The organism is Butyrivibrio sp. MC2013, from assembly GCF_000424585.1.
Classification (GTDB): Bacteria; Bacillota; Clostridia; order Lachnospirales; family Lachnospiraceae; genus Butyrivibrio.
Map to the genome: position 1 here is coordinate 80,202 of NZ_AUKE01000005.1, position 17,858 is coordinate 98,059.

The 17,858-nt window shown below is 46.1% G+C and carries 16 protein-coding genes and 2 pseudogenes; 10 read left to right on the forward strand and 8 right to left on the reverse strand.

Features of this window, described 5'->3' with window-relative positions:
• Positions 1 to 12: 12 nt before the first annotated feature.
• The 3 genes and pseudogenes from G636_RS21140 to G636_RS0103045 all read left to right on the forward strand — a co-directional run.
• Positions 13 to 231: pseudogene (locus G636_RS21140) on the forward strand (TIGR04076 family protein); the annotation flags it as partial.
• Positions 224 to 466 (forward strand): annotated as a pseudogene (locus tag G636_RS17120) (TfoX/Sxy family protein); the annotation flags it as partial. The pseudogenes G636_RS21140 and G636_RS17120, both read left to right, overlap by 8 nt.
• A gap of 382 nt (positions 467 to 848) precedes the next feature.
• Entirely contained in the window at positions 849 to 1,664 is an 816-nt protein-coding gene (locus G636_RS0103045; RefSeq protein WP_026506817.1) for a nitroreductase family protein, read from the forward strand.
• Positions 1,665 to 1,787: 123 nt separating this feature from the next.
• Here G636_RS0103045 and G636_RS0103050 read toward each other — a convergent pair whose 3' ends face one another.
• The 4 genes from G636_RS0103050 to G636_RS0103075 all read right to left on the reverse strand — a co-directional run bounded on the left by G636_RS0103050 (position 1,788) and on the right by G636_RS0103075 (position 5,903).
• The gene (locus tag G636_RS0103050; RefSeq protein WP_026506818.1) at positions 1,788 to 3,485 is read right to left on the reverse strand and encodes a MutS-related protein; all 1,698 of its coding nucleotides are present in this window, start codon (positions 3,483 to 3,485) and stop codon (positions 1,788 to 1,790) included.
• The gene (locus G636_RS0103055) at positions 3,482 to 3,967 is read right to left on the reverse strand and encodes a GNAT family N-acetyltransferase (RefSeq protein WP_026506819.1); all 486 of its coding nucleotides are present in this window, start codon (positions 3,965 to 3,967) and stop codon (positions 3,482 to 3,484) included. Before G636_RS0103055 ends, G636_RS0103050 begins: the two co-directional genes overlap by 4 nt.
• Positions 3,968 to 4,348: 381 nt before the next feature.
• Complete coding sequence (locus G636_RS0103070) at positions 4,349 to 5,206, reverse strand: bifunctional 5,10-methylenetetrahydrofolate dehydrogenase/5,10-methenyltetrahydrofolate cyclohydrolase (protein ID WP_026506820.1); 858 nt, start codon at positions 5,204 to 5,206, stop codon at positions 4,349 to 4,351.
• 73 nt (positions 5,207 to 5,279) lie between these two features.
• On the reverse strand, positions 5,280 to 5,903 hold the full coding sequence (locus G636_RS0103075; RefSeq protein ID WP_026506821.1) for a cyclodeaminase/cyclohydrolase family protein: 624 nt from the start codon (positions 5,901 to 5,903) through the stop codon (positions 5,280 to 5,282).
• Between the two features lie 136 nt (positions 5,904 to 6,039).
• Here G636_RS0103075 and G636_RS0103080 point away from each other — a divergent pair, with 136 nt between their 5' ends.
• Complete coding sequence (locus G636_RS0103080; protein WP_026506822.1) at positions 6,040 to 6,948, forward strand: TraX family protein; 909 nt, start codon at positions 6,040 to 6,042, stop codon at positions 6,946 to 6,948.
• Between the two features lie 6 nt (positions 6,949 to 6,954).
• On the opposite strand, the gene G636_RS0103085 is transcribed toward G636_RS0103080, so the two are convergent.
• Together G636_RS0103085 and trkA are read right to left on the reverse strand one after the other, a co-directional pair.
• Positions 6,955 to 8,430 (reverse strand): TrkH family potassium uptake protein, encoded by a 1,476-nt coding sequence (locus G636_RS0103085; protein ID WP_026506823.1) that lies wholly within the window; start codon positions 8,428 to 8,430, stop codon positions 6,955 to 6,957.
• Between the two features lie 10 nt (positions 8,431 to 8,440).
• Positions 8,441 to 9,808, reverse strand: a complete 1,368-nt coding sequence (gene trkA / locus G636_RS0103090) for a Trk system potassium transporter TrkA (protein WP_026506824.1) — start codon at positions 9,806 to 9,808, stop codon at positions 8,441 to 8,443.
• A 221-nt stretch (positions 9,809 to 10,029) separates the two neighbouring features.
• On the opposite strand from trkA, the gene G636_RS0103095 reads away from it, so the two are divergent.
• From G636_RS0103095 to G636_RS17125, 4 genes are all read left to right on the forward strand, one after another.
• Positions 10,030 to 10,461 carry a zinc-ribbon domain-containing protein gene (locus tag G636_RS0103095; protein WP_242826909.1) on the forward strand — a complete coding sequence of 144 codons (432 nt, stop codon included), beginning with the start codon at positions 10,030 to 10,032 and terminating at the stop codon, positions 10,459 to 10,461.
• 15 nt (positions 10,462 to 10,476) lie between these two features.
• On the forward strand, positions 10,477 to 11,391 hold the full coding sequence (locus tag G636_RS0103100) for a DUF5685 family protein (RefSeq protein ID WP_026506826.1): 915 nt from the start codon (positions 10,477 to 10,479) through the stop codon (positions 11,389 to 11,391).
• A complete protein-coding gene (locus G636_RS0103105) occupies positions 11,375 to 12,079 on the forward strand; it encodes a J domain-containing protein (RefSeq protein WP_026506827.1) in 705 nt (234 codons plus the stop codon). Before G636_RS0103100 ends, G636_RS0103105 begins: the two co-directional genes overlap by 17 nt.
• Positions 12,080 to 12,352: 273 nt before the next feature.
• Entirely contained in the window at positions 12,353 to 12,877 is a 525-nt protein-coding gene (locus G636_RS17125; protein WP_035778632.1) for a flavodoxin family protein, read from the forward strand.
• Positions 12,878 to 13,292: 415 nt separating this feature from the next.
• On the opposite strand, the gene thrS is transcribed toward G636_RS17125, so the two are convergent.
• Entirely contained in the window at positions 13,293 to 15,122 is a 1,830-nt protein-coding gene (thrS, locus tag G636_RS0103115) for a threonine--tRNA ligase (RefSeq protein ID WP_026506828.1), read from the reverse strand.
• Positions 15,123 to 15,589: 467 nt separating this feature from the next.
• Positions 15,590 to 16,099: an SEC-C metal-binding domain-containing protein gene (locus tag G636_RS0103120; RefSeq protein WP_026506829.1), complete on the reverse strand. Its 510-nt coding sequence runs from the start codon at positions 16,097 to 16,099 to the stop codon at positions 15,590 to 15,592.
• Positions 16,100 to 16,458: 359 nt separating this feature from the next.
• Between G636_RS0103120 and G636_RS0103130 the strand changes: the two genes are divergently transcribed.
• Both G636_RS0103130 and G636_RS17130 read left to right on the forward strand, forming a co-directional pair.
• Positions 16,459 to 17,238 (forward strand): peptidoglycan DD-metalloendopeptidase family protein, encoded by a 780-nt coding sequence (locus G636_RS0103130; protein WP_026506830.1) that lies wholly within the window; start codon positions 16,459 to 16,461, stop codon positions 17,236 to 17,238.
• A gap of 59 nt (positions 17,239 to 17,297) precedes the next feature.
• Complete coding sequence (locus G636_RS17130; protein WP_081668239.1) at positions 17,298 to 17,747, forward strand: bactofilin family protein; 450 nt, start codon at positions 17,298 to 17,300, stop codon at positions 17,745 to 17,747.
• The last annotated feature ends 111 nt before the right edge of the window (positions 17,748 to 17,858 follow it).

Here is a 17,858-nt window from a genome sequence, read left to right on the forward strand (position 1 = left end):
GGAGGCCGGATTATGAAGAAATGGTTTGACGAAGAGTATGAATTTACCGTAGAGGTTGTGGGATTCCTTCGAGGGGATCATACTGAGCGATATTGCAGAAACGGAGAAGAAATCGACGATAAGTATACCTGCACATATGGCTGTCCTGTGAATCAAGATGGATACGGTATATGTTCTAAGACAATGATGATGCTTTATCCGTTGATGGAAGCAATACGGAGCGGCGGTGATTGGAGAATACATCATCTATTATCGTGGAAAAGTAGTCGGTGGCATTTATGATGACCGTTTTCTTGTGAAGCCTGTAAAGTCTGCTGTGAAAATGATGCCGGAAGTCGGTCTGGAACTTCCATACGAGGGAGCGAAGGAGATGCTCCTTGTCGATAATGTTGAGAACAAAGAGTTTCTTCGCAATCTGTTAGAGGCGATGTATGAAGAGCTACCTGCTCCAAAGAAAAAGAAGTGAGCTATAGTAAGGAAAATTTGAAGATAATCTTACAAAAGACAGACAAAGATTTAATGAGTAGAAAATAAAATAAGAGTATTATTTTTGATCGCAGTTATTAAAGTTGCCACCAGCAGCATACAGTAGCCCTGAGCTTTCTACCGTACGCAGCAGGTAAACAGCAACTCGTCCTAGAAATGCCACAAACACAGCACTTAAGGCAATGAAAAAGTTCTCAAAGAGATAATTATCGCAAAATAACGAGGCACTTCCGTTAATGGGAGGGGAAGTTGACAGAGAAGAATGAGGTAGGGCAAAAAATAATCTTGCTTTATCTGATAATATGTTTATAATAATGATTGCACTCAATTATATTTGTATCGATATATAGGGAATTATTATTATGAACGATTTTTTGGAACTGTGCAAAAACAGAAGAAGTGTCAGATCTTTTGATGGCAAGCTACCCGACAGCAATATACTCGATGAACTAAAGAGCTTTGCCTCAAAAATAGCCAATCCATATGGCGTCAAGGTCAGATTTGTATTCCTTGATGCCAAAGAGCATGATCTATCAAGCCCTGTTCTCTCAGGAGACAGATACTATGTGACCGCAGTTGTAGATAAGGTAGAGCACTCAGATGAAGCTTTTGGCTATAGCTTTGAAAAGCTCCTGATGCACGCCCACGAGCTGGGACTGGGTACAGTATGGATCGGTGGCACCATGCCAAGAGATAAGTTTGAAAAGGCATCTGATCTTGCAGATGGCGAGATTATGCCCTGCGTAAGTCCACTGGGCATTACAGCCGGCAAAATGTCTGTAAAAGAAATCCTGATGAGAAAGGGAGTCAAGGCTGACAGCCGTCTGCCCTTTGACAAGCTCTTCTTTACCGGCGATTTCTCAACTCCTCTTACAGAGGACAGGGCAAAAGAGCTTGGCATCTACAAGGCCCTGGAAGCTGTAAGACTTGCACCTTCAGCTGTAAACAAACAGCCCTGGAGGGTCATTGCTGACGATCACAAGGCTGTCTTCTATGTTAAGCATGATAAAGGCTTTTCAACTCCATCGTATGACCTGCAGGTCATAGACCTTGGGATTGCTATGTACCACTTTGAGGCCCAAATGGCCACAGAAGGTGTTACCCCTCTTCTGACAAGATATGACCACCATCCCCAGGCTCCATCGGGTATGGACTATATTGCTACTTATAGTTATTAAAGATTTATACCATCTATATAAGATAATGCAGGTGCCAAAATACTCTTTTTGACACCTGCATTATTATGTTTACGGACACATAAGGATACACATCCTTATCTTCTGAACCACACGCCTGTTTGCTTATTTTTGACTGGTCAGCATATCGTAGGTCACGCCGTATTTCCTCGCGATGTCATCGGCATATGACCTGCCTTCCGGAGGAGCTACCTTTACTTCATAGGATCTCTCTTCGCCCTTGTTCAGAACGACCAGTGATGCTGCCTTGCAGCGACCTGCGCCTTCATTGATCTCGTCTAGGTCATAGGCCAGCTTGTGCATATGGGTGTTATAGATGGTCCTCACACCCTTGCCTATGATAGCTTTTACGCAGTCCTTGGCAATATAGTATCCCTCTTCAAAAGAGGTGGTGGAAAAGGTCTCATTTAAGAGGAGTAGGCTCTTGTCCGTAGACTCCTCATATATCTCCTTAAATCTCTTACACTCTTCTCCCAGTCTTCCCAGATCCAGAGTCTTGTCCTCATCTGCTGGAAAATGAGTATAGATACCATCTACAGGCTTGTAGCAAAAACGGCTGCCGGGCACATATATGCCGCCCTGCGCCATAAAGAAGAGCTGGCCCACTGCCTGTGTGATAGTAGTCTTGCCGCCTCTGTTGGCACCTGTCAGGATATATATCCACTTATCATCCTCAAACTGCAAGTTATTGGCAACCACATCTCCTGCCAAGGTACCATCCTCCAGGAGTTTGAGATTATAGATGCCCTCAGCCTCCATGCCTTTATCAGAGGCATTATCTTCCATTACCTCAGCCTTGGTGAAGGCAAAGCCTTTGGATGAGAATTTCTCGATATACTCAGCCCATCTGATATAGTAGATAAATTCCGGCATCAGATCTGTGATGTCGGTGATAGTGAACATGGTATATTTGCCCAGGACTTCCTTCAGATGCTTGACAGTCTTGCTCAGCATCCTGCCTGCGATCTCGTCCATGTAATTGGTGACACGTCTCTCGCTGTCCTCTGCAGAAGAGATAGCCCTGATACCCATAAGTGCCTGGGGACTAAGGGGAGGGAAAATGAAGTTTACCTGAGGGGAGCCTGAGCCCTTGGCAGTAAACTGCTCATATTTTAACTTGCCATCCCATTCTGTTCCCTTATGTACACCCTCTCCTCCGGTGATCTTGTCCAGAAAGTGACCTACAACAGGAGACTTGGTAAAGGGCTTGTTGTTTATGGATATGACGCCTATTCCGGAAGCCTCAAAGCGTTCATTTACATTGATGCCTACAGTCACGCTCTTGATATTTCTGGTATCTGACTTTAGCTCAGCAATATCCTTCTTTAGATCTGCCAGAGCATTATCATGATATACACGGTCCACATAGGTCCTCAGCCTCAAAAGGCCCTCAGATCTAATCTCAGTATCCGACAGGCACTTATAGATAGCTTCTATGCATTCGATATAATCCTTCATCTCATCCAGCCTGTGCATGAGATCCCAGATCCCCGGCTCCTTGGTATGGTCTCTCTTAAAGCTGCCATACTCTTTGAGGAAGTTGATCTTATCAAGAAGCTCTAAAAGCTCCTCTCTCATCTTCTTATTTTGGTAGAGGTCGTCAAATACATCGGCTCTGTAACCCGCATTATAGGGATCATCACTCATCAACTTCATGACATTCATGATATAGACCTGCTCATTTTCCTTATGAGAGAGCCCCTTTATCACGCTGTCCATGCCTATATCATGTACTGCTACGTCGCTGAGCTTTTTATAGTCCAGCTTTTTATCCGGGAATAACAGACTTATGTTGTCACTCATTTACATATCTCCTTTATATAGAACCTGTCCATGGTAGCGTGGACTACCTGACGAGGCCTTTCTATTTCTCTATAACCCATCTTCTCATAGAGGTGCAGGGCTTCTTCCAGATTGGAATGAGTCTCCAGGTAGATCCTCTTATATCCAATCTCCAGAGCCTTATCTTCTATGAGGCGCATCAGCTTACAGCCAAGGCCTCTCCCCTTGGCACTATCAGCCAGATAGAGCTTTTGGAGCTCTGCGCATTGGTCAAAATAGTCAATCTCAGCAATACCTGCTCCGCCTATGACTCTTCCATCATCATCCTCAAGGATATAGTAGAAGCTCCCGGACGCATCTTTAAGATAATAGCTGCTCAGATGGTCCAGGCATTCATCAAAATACGCTGTTCCCTGGATATCCAGCTTATAAGCCTTGAGATTATCCCTTATGATCTGCGCTATAGCCTTATCATCCTTCTCAGATATAGGTCTTGTCAGCATATATGCCCCCATAATCTTCCAAAGCCCGCCTGCTGCTGGCCTTGTATGATTTTGTCATAAATAGAATATTATTTTAAAAACCTCTAAAGTTTTGTTATTGCCTTCCGATATAGAAAGTGACGGTGGAAGGACTCCTCCCCCCAATAACCCTTTTCCTTCCATCAGTCCTCTTTTAACCCTGCGGACCTCCCATCTGCAGGGTTTTCTTTTTTTCTGTAAACAGAAAAAAAGAAATGTGATTTGCCATTATAAATTGCCTTCGGCAATGGGCAAATCACTTGCCACATCTACCTATCGGGGCATAACTGCGCAGCGGAGTGCGCAGTTTGCCATTGTTAATAGATTTAATCCAGAAATGTAATTTGCCAATTAAAATTGCCTTCATTTTTTTGTTTTGCGCACTGCAGCCTCAGCCACGTGACGGGCCAGTACTGCTGTTGTAACAGAGCCTACCCCCGCAGGTACAGGGCTGATAGCAGCCACTATTTCCGATACCTTGTCAAAGTCTACATCGCCTACCAGCTTTTCCTTGGCATGGCTATAGTTGATGCCCACATCTATCACAGTCTGGCCTTCGCTAAAGTATTCACTGCCCAGAAATTCTGCCTTTCCAAGAGCTGCAACCACTATATCTGCGCCTCTTGTAACAGAGGGCATATCAGCGGTCCTGCTGTGGCATACTGTCACAGTAGCATTCTCTTTCATCAGGAGCATGGATACAGGCTTACCTATAACCAGGCTCCTTCCTACTACTGTCACCCTGCTGCCGCCCAGCGATGCGCCGTAGTGCCTGAGCATATGTATCACTGCTTCTGCAGTACAGGGGGCAAAACCGCTGCCGCTTCCCGAATAAATGTATGACATTGAGCCGGGAGTGATACCGTCCACATCTTTGGCAGGAAGCAGGCTCTCACATGCCTCTTTCTCATCCAGCTGCGAAGGCAGAGGTCTGAACATCAAGACTCCGTGTACAGACTCATCTTTATTTAGCTTCTTCACAGCAGCCATCAGATCTGCCTGGCTGCAATCTGCAGGCAATAGGACCTTCTCTACTTCTATGCCCAGCTTCTCGCACCTTTTTACTGCGCCTCTCTCATAAGCAAGATCATCGCTTCGCTCTCCTACTCTCAGGATGGCAAGCTTTGACTTTTGGCCCTTTTTAGCCGCCTCATTTACCAGCTTTTGAGTCTCTATATCCATGGCATCTGCCACGGGCTTTCCCTTTAATATTTCAGCCATTTTCCTTCCTCCCATCAGCCTGACTTTAACCTGTAAGCAGGTTTAAAGTGCAGCTTCGCACCTTCTATCCTTATCAGGATCTAATCTTTTCTGTTACTCTCTCTGCTATCTTGTCTGCTCTTGCCACATAGTCTGCAAGTATGGCATCTGCTTCTGCTTCCAGCTTCTCTGCCAGTGCCCTGTCCTTTAATGAACCTGTATTGATAAATACGTTGAGGCTGCTGCTCTTTAATGCGCTCGATGCCAAGGCAGCGCCGCAGCCCACATCTGATATCATAAGGGGAGAGCCGATCTCTTCCATTCTCTCAAGGAGCTCTACGCTTCTCTTTATTGCTCTGAGCATTTCCATGGGAGCTTCAAGGGCATCTATGGTTGCCTTTTCCAGAGCTTCTCCTCTTCCGGGAGCATCAGCGGGGATGGCATAAGCCTTGGACAGAGGTTCAAAGCCGTCTGCGTCCTTTTGTATAAGGTCAAGGAGCCCCTTGCGGAGCTTATCACACTCATCAAGTATAGCCTTTAGTTCCTCGTCATAGGCTGCATATTTCTTTTTGCCATATGTATAATTGGCTGACATGGAGCAAAGAGCTGCTCCAAGAGCACCTACAAGAGCTGCTGCGCCGCCGCCGCCCGGGACCGGCACCTTAGCCGCAAGCTGCATAGAGAATTCATCAACCGTCATATTTGTGATCTTTTCCATGAGAAATCAGTCCCCCTTAGCTTAACACGATAGACATTTTAGGAATATTATAGCCGCAGAGCCACTAACATACAATTACCAAAACTCTTTTGACCCTCGCCCCGGCAGATAGTATGATGGGAAAGGGGGAAAGAATATGTGCTCAGGACTATTATCTTTTGGAGAAATTACAGATAGTGATCATAATGACAGCAGCAGGGATCTAAGGCCGGTATCCCGGATAAGCAATAGCAGCGGCGGTCCGGATGTGGAGATCTCAGGCTCTGCCCTTAAGGTAATGGCTATGCTTGTGATGCTCATAGACCATATAGCTGTGGGGATACTGCTGTATCTCTATTCCAAAAGGCGCCTGGACCTTGTTCCCTTTGTGGACGACAGCAATATAGAAGATGTCTATATATCTCTCCGCGCCATAGGACGCACTGCATTTCCCATTTTTGCTTTCCTTCTTGTAGAAGGCTTTGTCCATACCAGCAGCAGGCTCAGATATCTGATCAGTCTTTTGACCTTTTCTCTGATCTCCGAGCCCTTTTTTGACCTAGCATTAAATAGCCGATACGATGGGACAAGGTCCGGCTTTTGGGATTATTATTTTGACCACAAGGAGGCCTTTGACACTGATTCCAACATCTATTTCACATTGGCGCTGGGTCTTATTATCATATGGTGTACTGAGTTTATCTCAGATCGCCTTCCTGACATCAGACAGGCCTTTGCTCTTTCTCTCATACCCCTGGCAGTTCTTTCTACTGTGGCATATTTGATACACAGTGATTACAGTTTTTTTGGTACTATATTTATCTATATACTCTACATGTTAAGACATGACAGAATAGTCCAGGCAACTGCCTCCTATATCTTCCTTGCCATAGCTATGTTCGAAGGCCTTGAACTCTGGTCCTTTCCTGCCTTTTTCCTTATGACTTTCTACAAAGGAAAAAGAGGCTTTATCAGCCGCAGGCTGAAATACCTCTTTTACTTTTTCTATCCTATGCATTTATTCCTGATCATAGCAGCCAGATGTGCTCTGGCCACTCTGATCTAACTATTGTCATTTTCTCCAGGTGTGCCTGCTGCCCAGGATGAGTATGGGCATGAGCTCAAGTCTTCCTGCCAGCATATCGAATATCAGAACTATCTTGGAAGCCCAGGTAAAATCATGGAAGCCTCCGGCAGGTCCTACCAGATTAAGTCCGGGACCTACATTGTTGAGAGTAGCTGCAACCGCTGTCAGGTTGGTCTCAAAATCAAATCTCTCCATATCTATCACACTGATAGATTCAAAGAAAGCTACCAACAGGAAGGATATGAGAAATACCATAACATATATTGCAAGATAAGCACTTACACTCCTGACTGTATCCTCTTCTACCACATGTCCATCCATGTTGACCTTGTGGACACTCTTGGGATGGATAGCCCTGTGGATCTCATTGCGGGCATTCTTGACCAGTATCACTATCCTGGATATCTTGAAGCCACCGCCTGTGGATCCTGCGCAGGCTCCCACAAAGGTCAATATTATGATCAGGGTCCTGGAGAACTGTGGCCAACCGTTATAATCAATGGACGCAAATCCTGTAGTGGTCATTATGGAAGTAACAGTAAAGAGCGAGTGATGAAAGGCTTCTCCAAAAGCATCAAATATCCCTGCCCTCATGGCATTCCAGGAGATAAGCAGAGCGGATGCAAAGATAGTCATGAGATAGAATCTCATCTCATCGCAGTTCCAGGCTTCCTTCCATTTCCTCTTAAGAAGGAAATAGTAGACGCTGAAGTTGATACCGCACATAGCCATAAACACTGTAATGATGGTCCTTGAGGCTACCGAATAGACTCCGCAGCTTGCAGGATATAATCCAAAGCCACCTGTTCCTACAGTGGAGAAGGTAACGCAGAGCGCCTCGTACAATGACAATCCGCTGATCATAAGGAGTATAGTCTCAGTCACAGTGATGCCTATGTATATCCCATAGAGGATCTTGGCAGTATCCTTGACTTTGGGCACATATTTGCCCACTGTAGGTCCCGGGCTTTCAGCCCTCATCAGGTGCATGGAGTAGCCACCTGTCATAGGCATGATAGTAAGGAGGAATACCAGTATTCCCATGCCTCCTACCCAGTGGGTAAAGCATCTCCAGAACTGGATACCATGTCCCAGCACGGAAGGGTCAGTCATGATAGTAGATCCTGTAGTAGTAAATCCCGATACAGTCTCAAATACCGAATCAAGGTAATTATCTGTAGAGCCTGTCAGGCTAAAGGGTATGGCACCAATAAGACTAAAGATGATCCATGCAAAGGCTGTGATCACCAGACCTTCTCTAGCATAGAAAGCCTTACCTTCTGTCTTGCCCTTGATAGCTGTTACATATCCGATCAATATACATACTGCTGCGACAGCTGCAAAAATTGCTGCATCTATCCATTCTCTGTAATAAAGACACACCAGCAGCGGAGGCACAAGTAGTGCACCCATCAGGCGTATCAGTCTCAGCAATACGTACTTAATAGCATCATAATTCATGTCGCCTCCATTACTGAGCCCTGTCCAGTATATCTTCTATTTCATCAAAGCCCATATGAGTAGTCAGTATGATCACGGAATCACCTGCCTGGATCCTGGATGAACCTGTGGGCATGATGATATCTCCCTCGTGATTGATGCAGGCGATTAGTACGCCTTTTTTGATCTTTAGCTCTGCAAGGGGGATACCGGTGACGGGACTGCCTGCAGGGATCACAAATTCTATGGCTTCCACTCTCTCACCATACATACGATAGAGAGATTCTATCTGCTGGGAACCCAGTGAATTGGTCATGCCGCGGACATACTGCAATATCTTCTCGGCAGTGATATTTCTGGGATTGAGCACACTTCCCACATCCAGTGTACCTATGAGCTCGTTGTAGCCGGGCCTGTGTACTCTGATGATCCTCTTGGCCCTGGTCACGGTAGCTGCATAGAGTGAGAGCATGATATTCTCTTCATCCACACCGGTGAGTACCACAAAGGATTCTGTACCTGCCAGATTTTCCTCCAGGAGCTCATTTCTGTCGGTTCCGTCCGCCTCTATAACAACTGCTTCCGGCAGAGCTGCAGCCAGCTCGTCGCATCTGGCCGGATCGTTTTCGAATATCTTTACATTGATCCCATAGGATAAGAGCATCTGCGCCAGATAGAAACAGGTCTGGCCGCCTCCCACTATGGTAGCGGAATGCACTCCTGCAGTAGGCTTACCCATCATGCGGAAAAAGGCGATCATCTTCCTGGGTGTACCTATTACAGATATCTCATCCTTGTCATGTAATATAAAAGATCCATCGGGGATAAATACATCTTCCCCTCTCTTTACCATACCTATAAGAACAGGCAGATTCATCTCCTTGTTGATATCCTTAAGGCTCCTGTTGCAGAGCTTGGAATCTTCGGAGACTGTCATCCTGACAAGCTCAGCCTTGCCCTTGGCAAAGGTCTCTATCTTATTTGCAGATGGGAACTTTAAGAGCCTGGCTGCTTCGCTGGCCAGTGCATACTCGGGATTGATGACCATGGACAGTCCCAGTTCATCCTTGATAAAGCCAATCTCCTTGGCATATTCATGGCCTCTGACCCTGGCAATAGTGTTGCACTTGCCGGCCTTTCTGGCTATAAGACAGCTCAGAAGATTCCTTTCGTCAGAATCTGTTACGGCTATCATCAGGTCTGCAGTTTCTATCCCCGCATCCTTGAGAATAGAAAAGCTTACGCCGTTTCCAACAATACCCATGACATCCAGACGGTTGACCACCTTTTTTACTACATCACTGTCCTCTTCGATCACGGTGATATTGTGGCCTTCCTTGCTCAGCGCTTCTGTGAGAGTCCTTCCCACGTTACCGCACCCTACGATAATGATCTGCATCTTGTCCTCCATGCCAAACGCTGTGGTTTAGCATTTTTTTAGATTTGTTAATGCCGCATTCATTGTAATTTAGCCTGTTCATGTATAAAATGACATAGTATACAGAAACAATGCTTTTAATAGCGCATTTATCCGAAGTTCTATTTTAACATATTCGGACAAAGTCTGCTATTGGTATACCTTTTGCTTGGATTTTTTATAGACGCGAGGCAATTAGACTTATGAATTTCAGGAACACACTTTACAATTTACGCAACAATTTTATAAGGGCGATGCAGGGCAGATATATCATGTACGGCTTTGACAGCCTGTCACGTTTTCTTTTCACAGGGATCGTGATACTCATGTTTGCCAATTTCATCATCAGGTCCTCTATAGTAGATGTGCTGGAGCTGATCCTCTTTCTCTATGCATATTTCAGACTCTTTAGCAAGAACATATCCAAGAGATACAGGGAAAATGAGCTCTTTGTAAGCTATAAGCAGCGCTTGCTCCCCGGCATAGACAAGTCCAAAAGGCAGATATCACAGGCCATGCATTATCATATCTACAAATGCCCTGACTGCGGGCAGAAGATCCGCATCCCCAGGGGCAAAGGAAAGATCATGGTCCGCTGTCCCAGGTGCAGGCATGAATTCCGTAAATTCTCCTAAAGCAGGGCTATCATCATGTTTGGATATATCACTGTGAACAAACCAGAGCTGCGCTTCAAGGATTACGATCTCTACAGAGCCTATTACTGCGGATTCTGCAGGATGCTAAAGGCCGACTACGGCCTGAGCGGTCAGGCTACTCTCACCTACGATCTGACTTTTCTGATCATGCTCCTTTCAGGGCTCTATGAGCCTATTGAGGAGACCGGGCGTACACACTGCGTCGTCCATCCCATCATCAAACAGGATACCAGGACCAATGAATTCTCCCGCTACGCTGCGGATATGAATGTACTCCTTGCTTATTACAAATGCATGGATGACTGGAAGGATGAAAAAAAAGCGGGCAAGCTCCTATATTCAGAGCTTTTAAGATCTGCTGTCAAAAAGGCTAAGAGCCGTCATCCCGATAAAGCCGCCATCATAAGAGAAGGCCTGACACGGATCAATGAACTGGAAGAAGCGTCCAGGATCTCGGGCGATCACTTAAGTTACAGCGACGAAGAAACAGACAAGGTCTCCGGGCTCTTTGGCGAGATCTTTGGAGAGATCTTCTGTTACAAGGATGACGAATGGGCTCCCACCCTTCGGAGGCTCGGCTTCTACCTGGGTAAATTCATCTATATACTGGATGCCTGGGACGATGTGGAAAAGGACATCAAAAAGGGCTGTTACAATCCCCTGGAACCCCTTTGGCGCAGCAGCCCATCCTACTTTGATGACCACTGCAGCACTTTGCTGACCATGATGATCTCCGAAGCCTGCAAAGCCTTTGAGCTGCTGCCGGTGATCAAAAACGCAGAGCTTATCAGGAACATCCTCTATTCAGGAGTATGGACATCCTATAATCAGATACATGCCAAGCGTTCACAGCGCCTGGCAAAAGCAGTCAAAGATAAGGAGGATCAGACCAATGTCGGATCCATATAAGATACTGGGGGTGACTTCCTCTGCTACAGACGATGAGGTCAAAAAGGCCTACAGGACATTATCCAGAAAATACCACCCGGATACCAATGTTAATAATCCCAATAAAGAAAAGGCCGAGGAGCTCTTCAAACTGGTACAGCAGGCCTATGAACAGATCATGAGAGAACGCAGCGAGCGCTCATCCTATGGAGGAAGCGGCAGATATGACTACGGCTCCTTTGGCGATTTTGCATCCTCCTTTGGAGGCTATGGCCATAGCGGCAGCGGATACTCTTCCTCATACGGTTCCCAGAGCAGCTCTGCAGGAGAAGACGATGAAGACAGCCTGCATATGAGAGCAGCTGCAAACTTTATCAGGAGCAGGCAGTTTGCTCAGGCACTAAACCTCCTGTCCTCTATCTCCAACAAGACAGCTCTTTGGTATTACTACTCAGCCATTGCCAACAGCGGAGCCGGCAATAACCTCACCGCTCTAAACCACGCCCGCACCGCTTCAGAGATGGAACCCTACAATGCGGAATACAGAGAACTGGTAAGCAGACTCTCCTCCGGCGGCGATTGGTACAACCGCCAGAGCACCTTCTACGGCTACCCCGTTACAGGCTCCGTGGACTGCGGCAGGCTCTGCTGCACTCTCATGGTATGTAATGCATGCATGGGCGGCGGAGTACCTATTCTCTGCTGTTAAGCCGATATACAAAATGTATGTAATTGTATGTATTATTAGATTAGCCTTCAGAAACACGCATTTACTGCGTGTTTCGTGAGAACATGTTGCTGGCAAATAGGCCCAGCGGCCCTAGCCGCTCTCAAATGGCCTATTTGCATACATTCTTGGATGTTTTATCCAAGAATGTATGCTATATCCGGGTACATACATTATTGCTCCAAACATGATGTTTGACATGTCGATATACATCCTTACCCTATCGACATGTGGTTCATAGGAAGTGTGGCATCTATGTTAAATTATCTTGTAGTGTATGCAAGCACAAGCGGAAATACCGAAAAGATCGCCCGGGAAATATTTAACGCACTTCCCGGCAGCGATAACGATAAAAAGATCATCAATGTAAGAGAGTGGACAGGACAACTAAAAGCCCATACTTACTTTATTGGCTACTGGGCCAATTGCGGCACCTGCAGCATGGAGGTCATAGACCTTATCTCTTCTCTCCACGATTCCAATGTGGCTTTTTTTGGCACCTGCGGCCTGGGCGGTGATGAGAATCATTACCGCAAGCTGGAGCAGGCAGGACTTGCCTGGCTGTCTTCTGATAATCACTATCTGGGCTCCTACTTTTGTCAGGGGCGCATGGTCCCCGACATACGAGAAAAATACGAGAGCTACCGCTGCAAGATCACAGACGAGCAGTATCAGGCTCTCATTGACAACTACGAAAAAGCCAAGACCCACCCCGACCGCCAGGACCTCCTGCGGGCCAACGTCTTTGCATCTGACATTGCATCATCCCTTCCCAGGTGATGGAGATAGGACGGCCGGGATAAATGCACATTGACCAAAGGGACGCTCTCGCTCCACTTCGCTTCGCAGCGGTACTAATGCCGCAAAATACGCGGCATAAGTGCCGGCGAGCGAAGAGGCCCTTTGGGTCAAAAGTGCATTTATCCCGGCCTGTTTTATTGCCATTAGAGGGAGGGATAATACAACATCTAACGGGATGGTATATGTATTCCTTGCGAAATTTCAAATCGTCTCGCCCCCTAAGGCTGGGGATAAAAAAGGGAAGCCGAAATTCGCCTTTGACGATGGGGCCTCTGCGCTCGCCGGTCCTTATGCCGCGTTTTGTGCGGCATTAGTACCGCTGCGAAGCGCAGTGGAGCGAAAGCGTCCCCAAAGTCAATGCGAATTTCGGCTTTCCGTATTTTTCTTCCCCACCTTAGAATTCCTGTGCAAGCTCCAGGGTGTGGTTTCTGTTAAGTTCGTTGCAGACCTCAATAAATCTGTCAAGGGGTACATTCTGTACCTGCTTATTGGAGCCGCGCACGTTGATAGATACAGTGCCTTCTGCAGCTTCCCTGTCACCGATTACCAGGATATAGGGATCCTTGTAATTCTTGAACTTCTTGATCTTCTCCTTCATGTTGGTATCGGAGAAGTCTGCCTCTACGTCGATGTGGTTGGCTGTCAGCGCATCTACAACCTTCTGAGCGTATTCATTGTGCTCCTCACGGATCGGAACAACGCCTACCTGATAAGGGCAGAGCCAGAAGGGGAATATACCCTTGAAGTTCTCGATAATGATTCCAATGAATCTCTCCAGTGATCCGTAGATAGCTCTGTGGAGTACTACAGGCTGCTTTAATGTACCGTCCTTATCCTGATATGTAAGCTCAAAGTTATGAGGAAGCTGGAAATCAAGCTGTACAGTTCCGCACTGCCACTCTCTTCCCAGAGCATCCTTGATCTGAAGGTCGATCTTAGGTCCATAGAATGCTCCATCGCCTTCATTTATTTCATAGCCGCCTTCGCCGTACTTCTGATCCAGGATAGCCTTCAGTGCAGCCTCAGCCTTGTTCCATACTTCAATATCACCCATATAATCATCAGGTCTTGTAGAGAACTCAGCTCTGTAAGTTACACCAAATGTCTTGTAGATCTCATCTGCGATGCTGATGATGTCCATGATCTCATCCTTGATCTGATCCTCTGTTACGAAGGTATGGTCATCATCCTGACGGAACTCCTGTACTCTGAAGAGTCCGTTCATCTGTCCGGATTTCTCCTTACGATGGAGCACATCATATTCGCTGAAGCGGATAGGCAGCTCTTTGTATGAGTGCAGTGTTCTCTTGTAGGTCATCATTGCATTAGGACAGTTCATGGGCTTAGCTGCCATGGTATCTACTGTCTCAATGGAGAATGCTGCTGCGCTGTCATCGGAAGAGATAGTATCTGTTGCACTTGTGCCATCTGTTACGCCGGGTACCAGGAACATGTTATTTACATAGTGAGCCCAGTGTCCGCTGATGAGCCAGAGCTTCTTGTTATTGATAAGAGGAGCGGATATCTCCTGATAGTGATGAGCTTCCTGGATCTCTCTGGAGTACTTCAGGAGCTTCTGATACATCCTCCAGCCTCTGGGCAGCCAGTAAGGCATACCGGGAGCTGTCTCGTTGAACATAAAGAGCTCAAGTTCAGGACCTATTTTCTTGTGGTCTCTCTCCAGTGCTTCCTGGATGAGCTTAAGGTGTTCCTTGAGCTGATTCTTATCCGGGAATGCATATACATAGATCCTCTGTAGCTGATCCCTGTTCTCATCGCCTCTCCAGTATGCACTGGATACAGCCTTGATCTTAAATGCTGCATTCATCAGTTCCTGAGCATTTTCTACGTGAGGTCCTCTGCAGAGGTCGATGAAGTCATCACCTGTATTATATGTAGTGATAGTCTCATCTTCAGGCAGGTCCTCTATAAGCTCCACCTTGAATCTCTGATCCTTGAAGATCTCCAGGGCTTCTGCCTTTGATACTTCCTTCCTTACGAAGTCTTCCCTTCTCTTTAGGATCTCCCTCATCTTATCTTCAATGGTCTTGAAATCATCTGTAGATACTGCTCTGGGAAGCTCAAAATCATAATAGAAACCGTCAGCGATCTGAGGTCCTATAGCAATCTGAACATTTTCCTTACCAAAAATCTCCATTACAGCCTTAGCAAGAACATGTGCCAGGGAATGTCTGTAGACTTCCAAATACTGCTCTTTATCCATTTTTCCTCCTTCTTTGCCTGTGGCAATCCTTTGAAACTGCAGGTTCGATCTTACGGATCCCGGTTGAATGATCTGTATACGGCACAGATTGCCTGCCGGTCCTCCGACACAAAAAACGTCCCCTGCGTTAATAACAACGCAAGGGACGTGTAAGCGCGGTTCCACCCTTGTTGCCATCATAATATGATGACCACTTAATTATGATCGTAACGTGATCAGCGTGCTCTATTAAAGCCTCTCAGAGGTGGTCTTCAAACAGTTCAGGATATGCTGCTCTCAGCAAGGCTCATAGCCTGCAGCACTCTCTGGAATACCATTCCTGTCCTACTGTCCTCATCAACGATTTAAATATGATGACGTAAGAGTCAGTAGATATTTCTGACACCTACATCTATTATCAGACAGATAATATATCTGCCAACTGTTATGAAAAGTTTAGCCTATAACTTTGGCTGATGTCAATAGCATCAGTCCTTATTCCTGCCGTGGCACTTCTTGTACTTCTTGCCGGATCCACAGGGGCAGGGATCGTTGGGATAGATCTTGGGAGCATTTACTACAGTACGGGAGTTCTTCTGCTCCTTGTAGAGCTCTTTTCTCTTATCCTCATCGAAGATGTCATTCCACTGCTCCAGGCCATAGAGCCAGTCAGCTTCAGCGGCTACCATGTTCTTGTAGAGCAGCTCTTTGTCAAATACCAGGTTAACCTGTGTATCCTCTTCCATCTCATCGATATCATTGGGAGCCTTGAGCGACTCCTGGATACCATCAAGGAAGCCTGTCATTGTCATTATATCTACCTGATACTTGTCAGCCAGTTCCTTGACTGTACCTTTAACTTCTTCATCAGGATTGGTCAGAAGCTGAGCATAGATATCTTTTTCCTTCTGAAAATAAGCAGTCCATAATCTCTGCAGATCGCCCTTATTGGCAGTCTCAGAGTAAGCCATGTCTCTCCACTGTTTAAGTAGTGCCATAATAATAATCTCCGTATTTATATAATTTTTGCGTCTGATTAACTACAGACCAAATTATCATACTCTATTTAATGGTAAATTTCAATGCACCTTGTTTTGAGCTCCAGCTTAAAGCTTTCAACAAAAATGACGCAATGAAATTGTGTAAATGTTACAGAATAATTACAGTTTTATTGCCATATAGAAAAGCTTATGCTATAGTATGATACGAATGTGCCGTAAATAGGCGCATTTACATGTTTATCAGGGACAAAAGCAGCGCCGATGCTGCTTGGGTAGGCAGTCATCATCAGGCGCAGGATGCTATCCTGAGTATTGCTCAGGATGTGCAAAGGGGTTTTTAGAAAGCAGGGTGTTTTATGTCCAGAGACAAGCAGCCGCGTAAACACAGACGTAAGCGGCACTATACTTTTATGATCATTTCCGGCGATTCTGACCGGAATACACAAAAGCTACATTTGAATGCACTGGCGACTCAGGTGCTGGCTTTCTCACTTTTTGCCATATTGGTGGCAGTCGTATGCTATATCACCTTTGTTACAGTGAGATACAGAGACCTCAAGGCGGACAAGGCAGCTCTTGAACAGAGTCTGGATGAAGCCAATGCTCAGATCTCAACAATGGCAGACGATTACTCTGCTCTCAGCTCTGAAAAGGAAGAGCTTCAGGCATCCGCTGATCAGATCAGTAAAGCCTTTATCGATCTGTCAAAGGAAAAGGATGAGTATCTGGCAGCTCAGGATACGCAGGCCATGCCTACCGGATTTCCTCTGGCCACCCAGTCCAGCTACGAGCTCAGAAAGGATGATACCTCATCTGACAGCAAGGATAATGCAGAGGAAGGCAACTATCTTCTCTTCTTTAAGCTGGGTAAAGAGTCAATCCTGGTATCAACCGGCGACGGCGTTGTGACTACTATTACAGCTGATTCCAAATACGGTAAATCCATCTCTATCGACCACGGCAACGGATACGTGAGTATCTTCAGATGCAGCGGCAGCGTCCTTGTTAAGGAAGGCAGCGCTGTAAGCAGAGGCACCAGTCTCCTGCTCACTAATGATGAATGCACACTGGGATATCAGATCACCAGGGACGGTGAGTATGTTAATCCCGAAGATTTGATAGAGATCAACGGATAAATGAAGCATCCTGCAGGAATATGCACAGGAATGACTATCGCAGAGCATAGTAAGTTCATATGCGGAAAGGATCAAATATGTTTGGCATCAAAAACAAACCTGCACCAATCAGCAACTATGAAACCGAAGCCCAGAAGGTAGTGACTCTCATCGGTGAAGGCGCTGTCTGCGACGGACCTTTTTCAGCCAGAGATACTACAAGAATAGACGGCACCATCAACGGCACCGTCCGTATCGAAGGAAGTCTCATCATAGGCCAGGCCGGCAAAATAAACGGCAATGTAACTGCACAGAATGTATTCGTAGCAGGCGAAATAATAGGCAACGTAGACTGCGCAGCCGGCAAGCTGGATATCAGCGATACAGGAAGACTTACAGGTGATATTACCTGCAGGAGCATCGTAATTGATGAAAACGCTGTATTCTCCGGCAAGTGCACCATGACAAGTGATGCTCCTTCAGCTCAGACAGCTAAGGAAAGGTCAGTAGGTTCCAAGGACGCCGAGTAAGCCTCAAAAGCAAAAAGGGAGCTATGAAAAATGAAAGATCATTTCTTCATAGCTCCTCTTATATTTATATGCTTATATGATCCTATTGGAACCTCTCAGTTCCAGGTCTTC

Coding starts and splice junctions, on each gene's coding strand:
- G636_RS0103045 (WP_026506817.1), top strand. CDS start 849: ATGAACGATTTTTTGGAACTGTGCAAAAACAGAAGAAGTGTCAGATCT.
- G636_RS0103050 (WP_026506818.1), bottom strand. CDS start 3,485: ATGAGTGACAACATAAGTCTGTTATTCCCGGATAAAAAGCTGGACTAT.
- G636_RS0103055 (WP_026506819.1), bottom strand. CDS start 3,967: ATGCTGACAAGACCTATATCTGAGAAGGATGATAAGGCTATAGCGCAG.
- G636_RS0103070 (WP_026506820.1), bottom strand. CDS start 5,206: ATGGCTGAAATATTAAAGGGAAAGCCCGTGGCAGATGCCATGGATATA.
- G636_RS0103075 (WP_026506821.1), bottom strand. CDS start 5,903: ATGGAAAAGATCACAAATATGACGGTTGATGAATTCTCTATGCAGCTT.
- G636_RS0103080 (WP_026506822.1), top strand. CDS start 6,040: ATGTGCTCAGGACTATTATCTTTTGGAGAAATTACAGATAGTGATCAT.
- G636_RS0103085 (WP_026506823.1), bottom strand. CDS start 8,430: ATGAATTATGATGCTATTAAGTACGTATTGCTGAGACTGATACGCCTG.
- trkA (WP_026506824.1), bottom strand. CDS start 9,808: ATGCAGATCATTATCGTAGGGTGCGGTAACGTGGGAAGGACTCTCACA.
- G636_RS0103095 (WP_242826909.1), top strand. CDS start 10,030: ATGAATTTCAGGAACACACTTTACAATTTACGCAACAATTTTATAAGG.
- G636_RS0103100 (WP_026506826.1), top strand. CDS start 10,477: ATGTTTGGATATATCACTGTGAACAAACCAGAGCTGCGCTTCAAGGAT.
- G636_RS0103105 (WP_026506827.1), top strand. CDS start 11,375: ATGTCGGATCCATATAAGATACTGGGGGTGACTTCCTCTGCTACAGAC.
- G636_RS17125 (WP_035778632.1), top strand. CDS start 12,353: ATGTTAAATTATCTTGTAGTGTATGCAAGCACAAGCGGAAATACCGAA.
- thrS (WP_026506828.1), bottom strand. CDS start 15,122: ATGGATAAAGAGCAGTATTTGGAAGTCTACAGACATTCCCTGGCACAT.
- G636_RS0103120 (WP_026506829.1), bottom strand. CDS start 16,099: ATGGCACTACTTAAACAGTGGAGAGACATGGCTTACTCTGAGACTGCC.
- G636_RS0103130 (WP_026506830.1), top strand. CDS start 16,459: ATGTCCAGAGACAAGCAGCCGCGTAAACACAGACGTAAGCGGCACTAT.
- G636_RS17130 (WP_081668239.1), top strand. CDS start 17,298: ATGCGGAAAGGATCAAATATGTTTGGCATCAAAAACAAACCTGCACCA.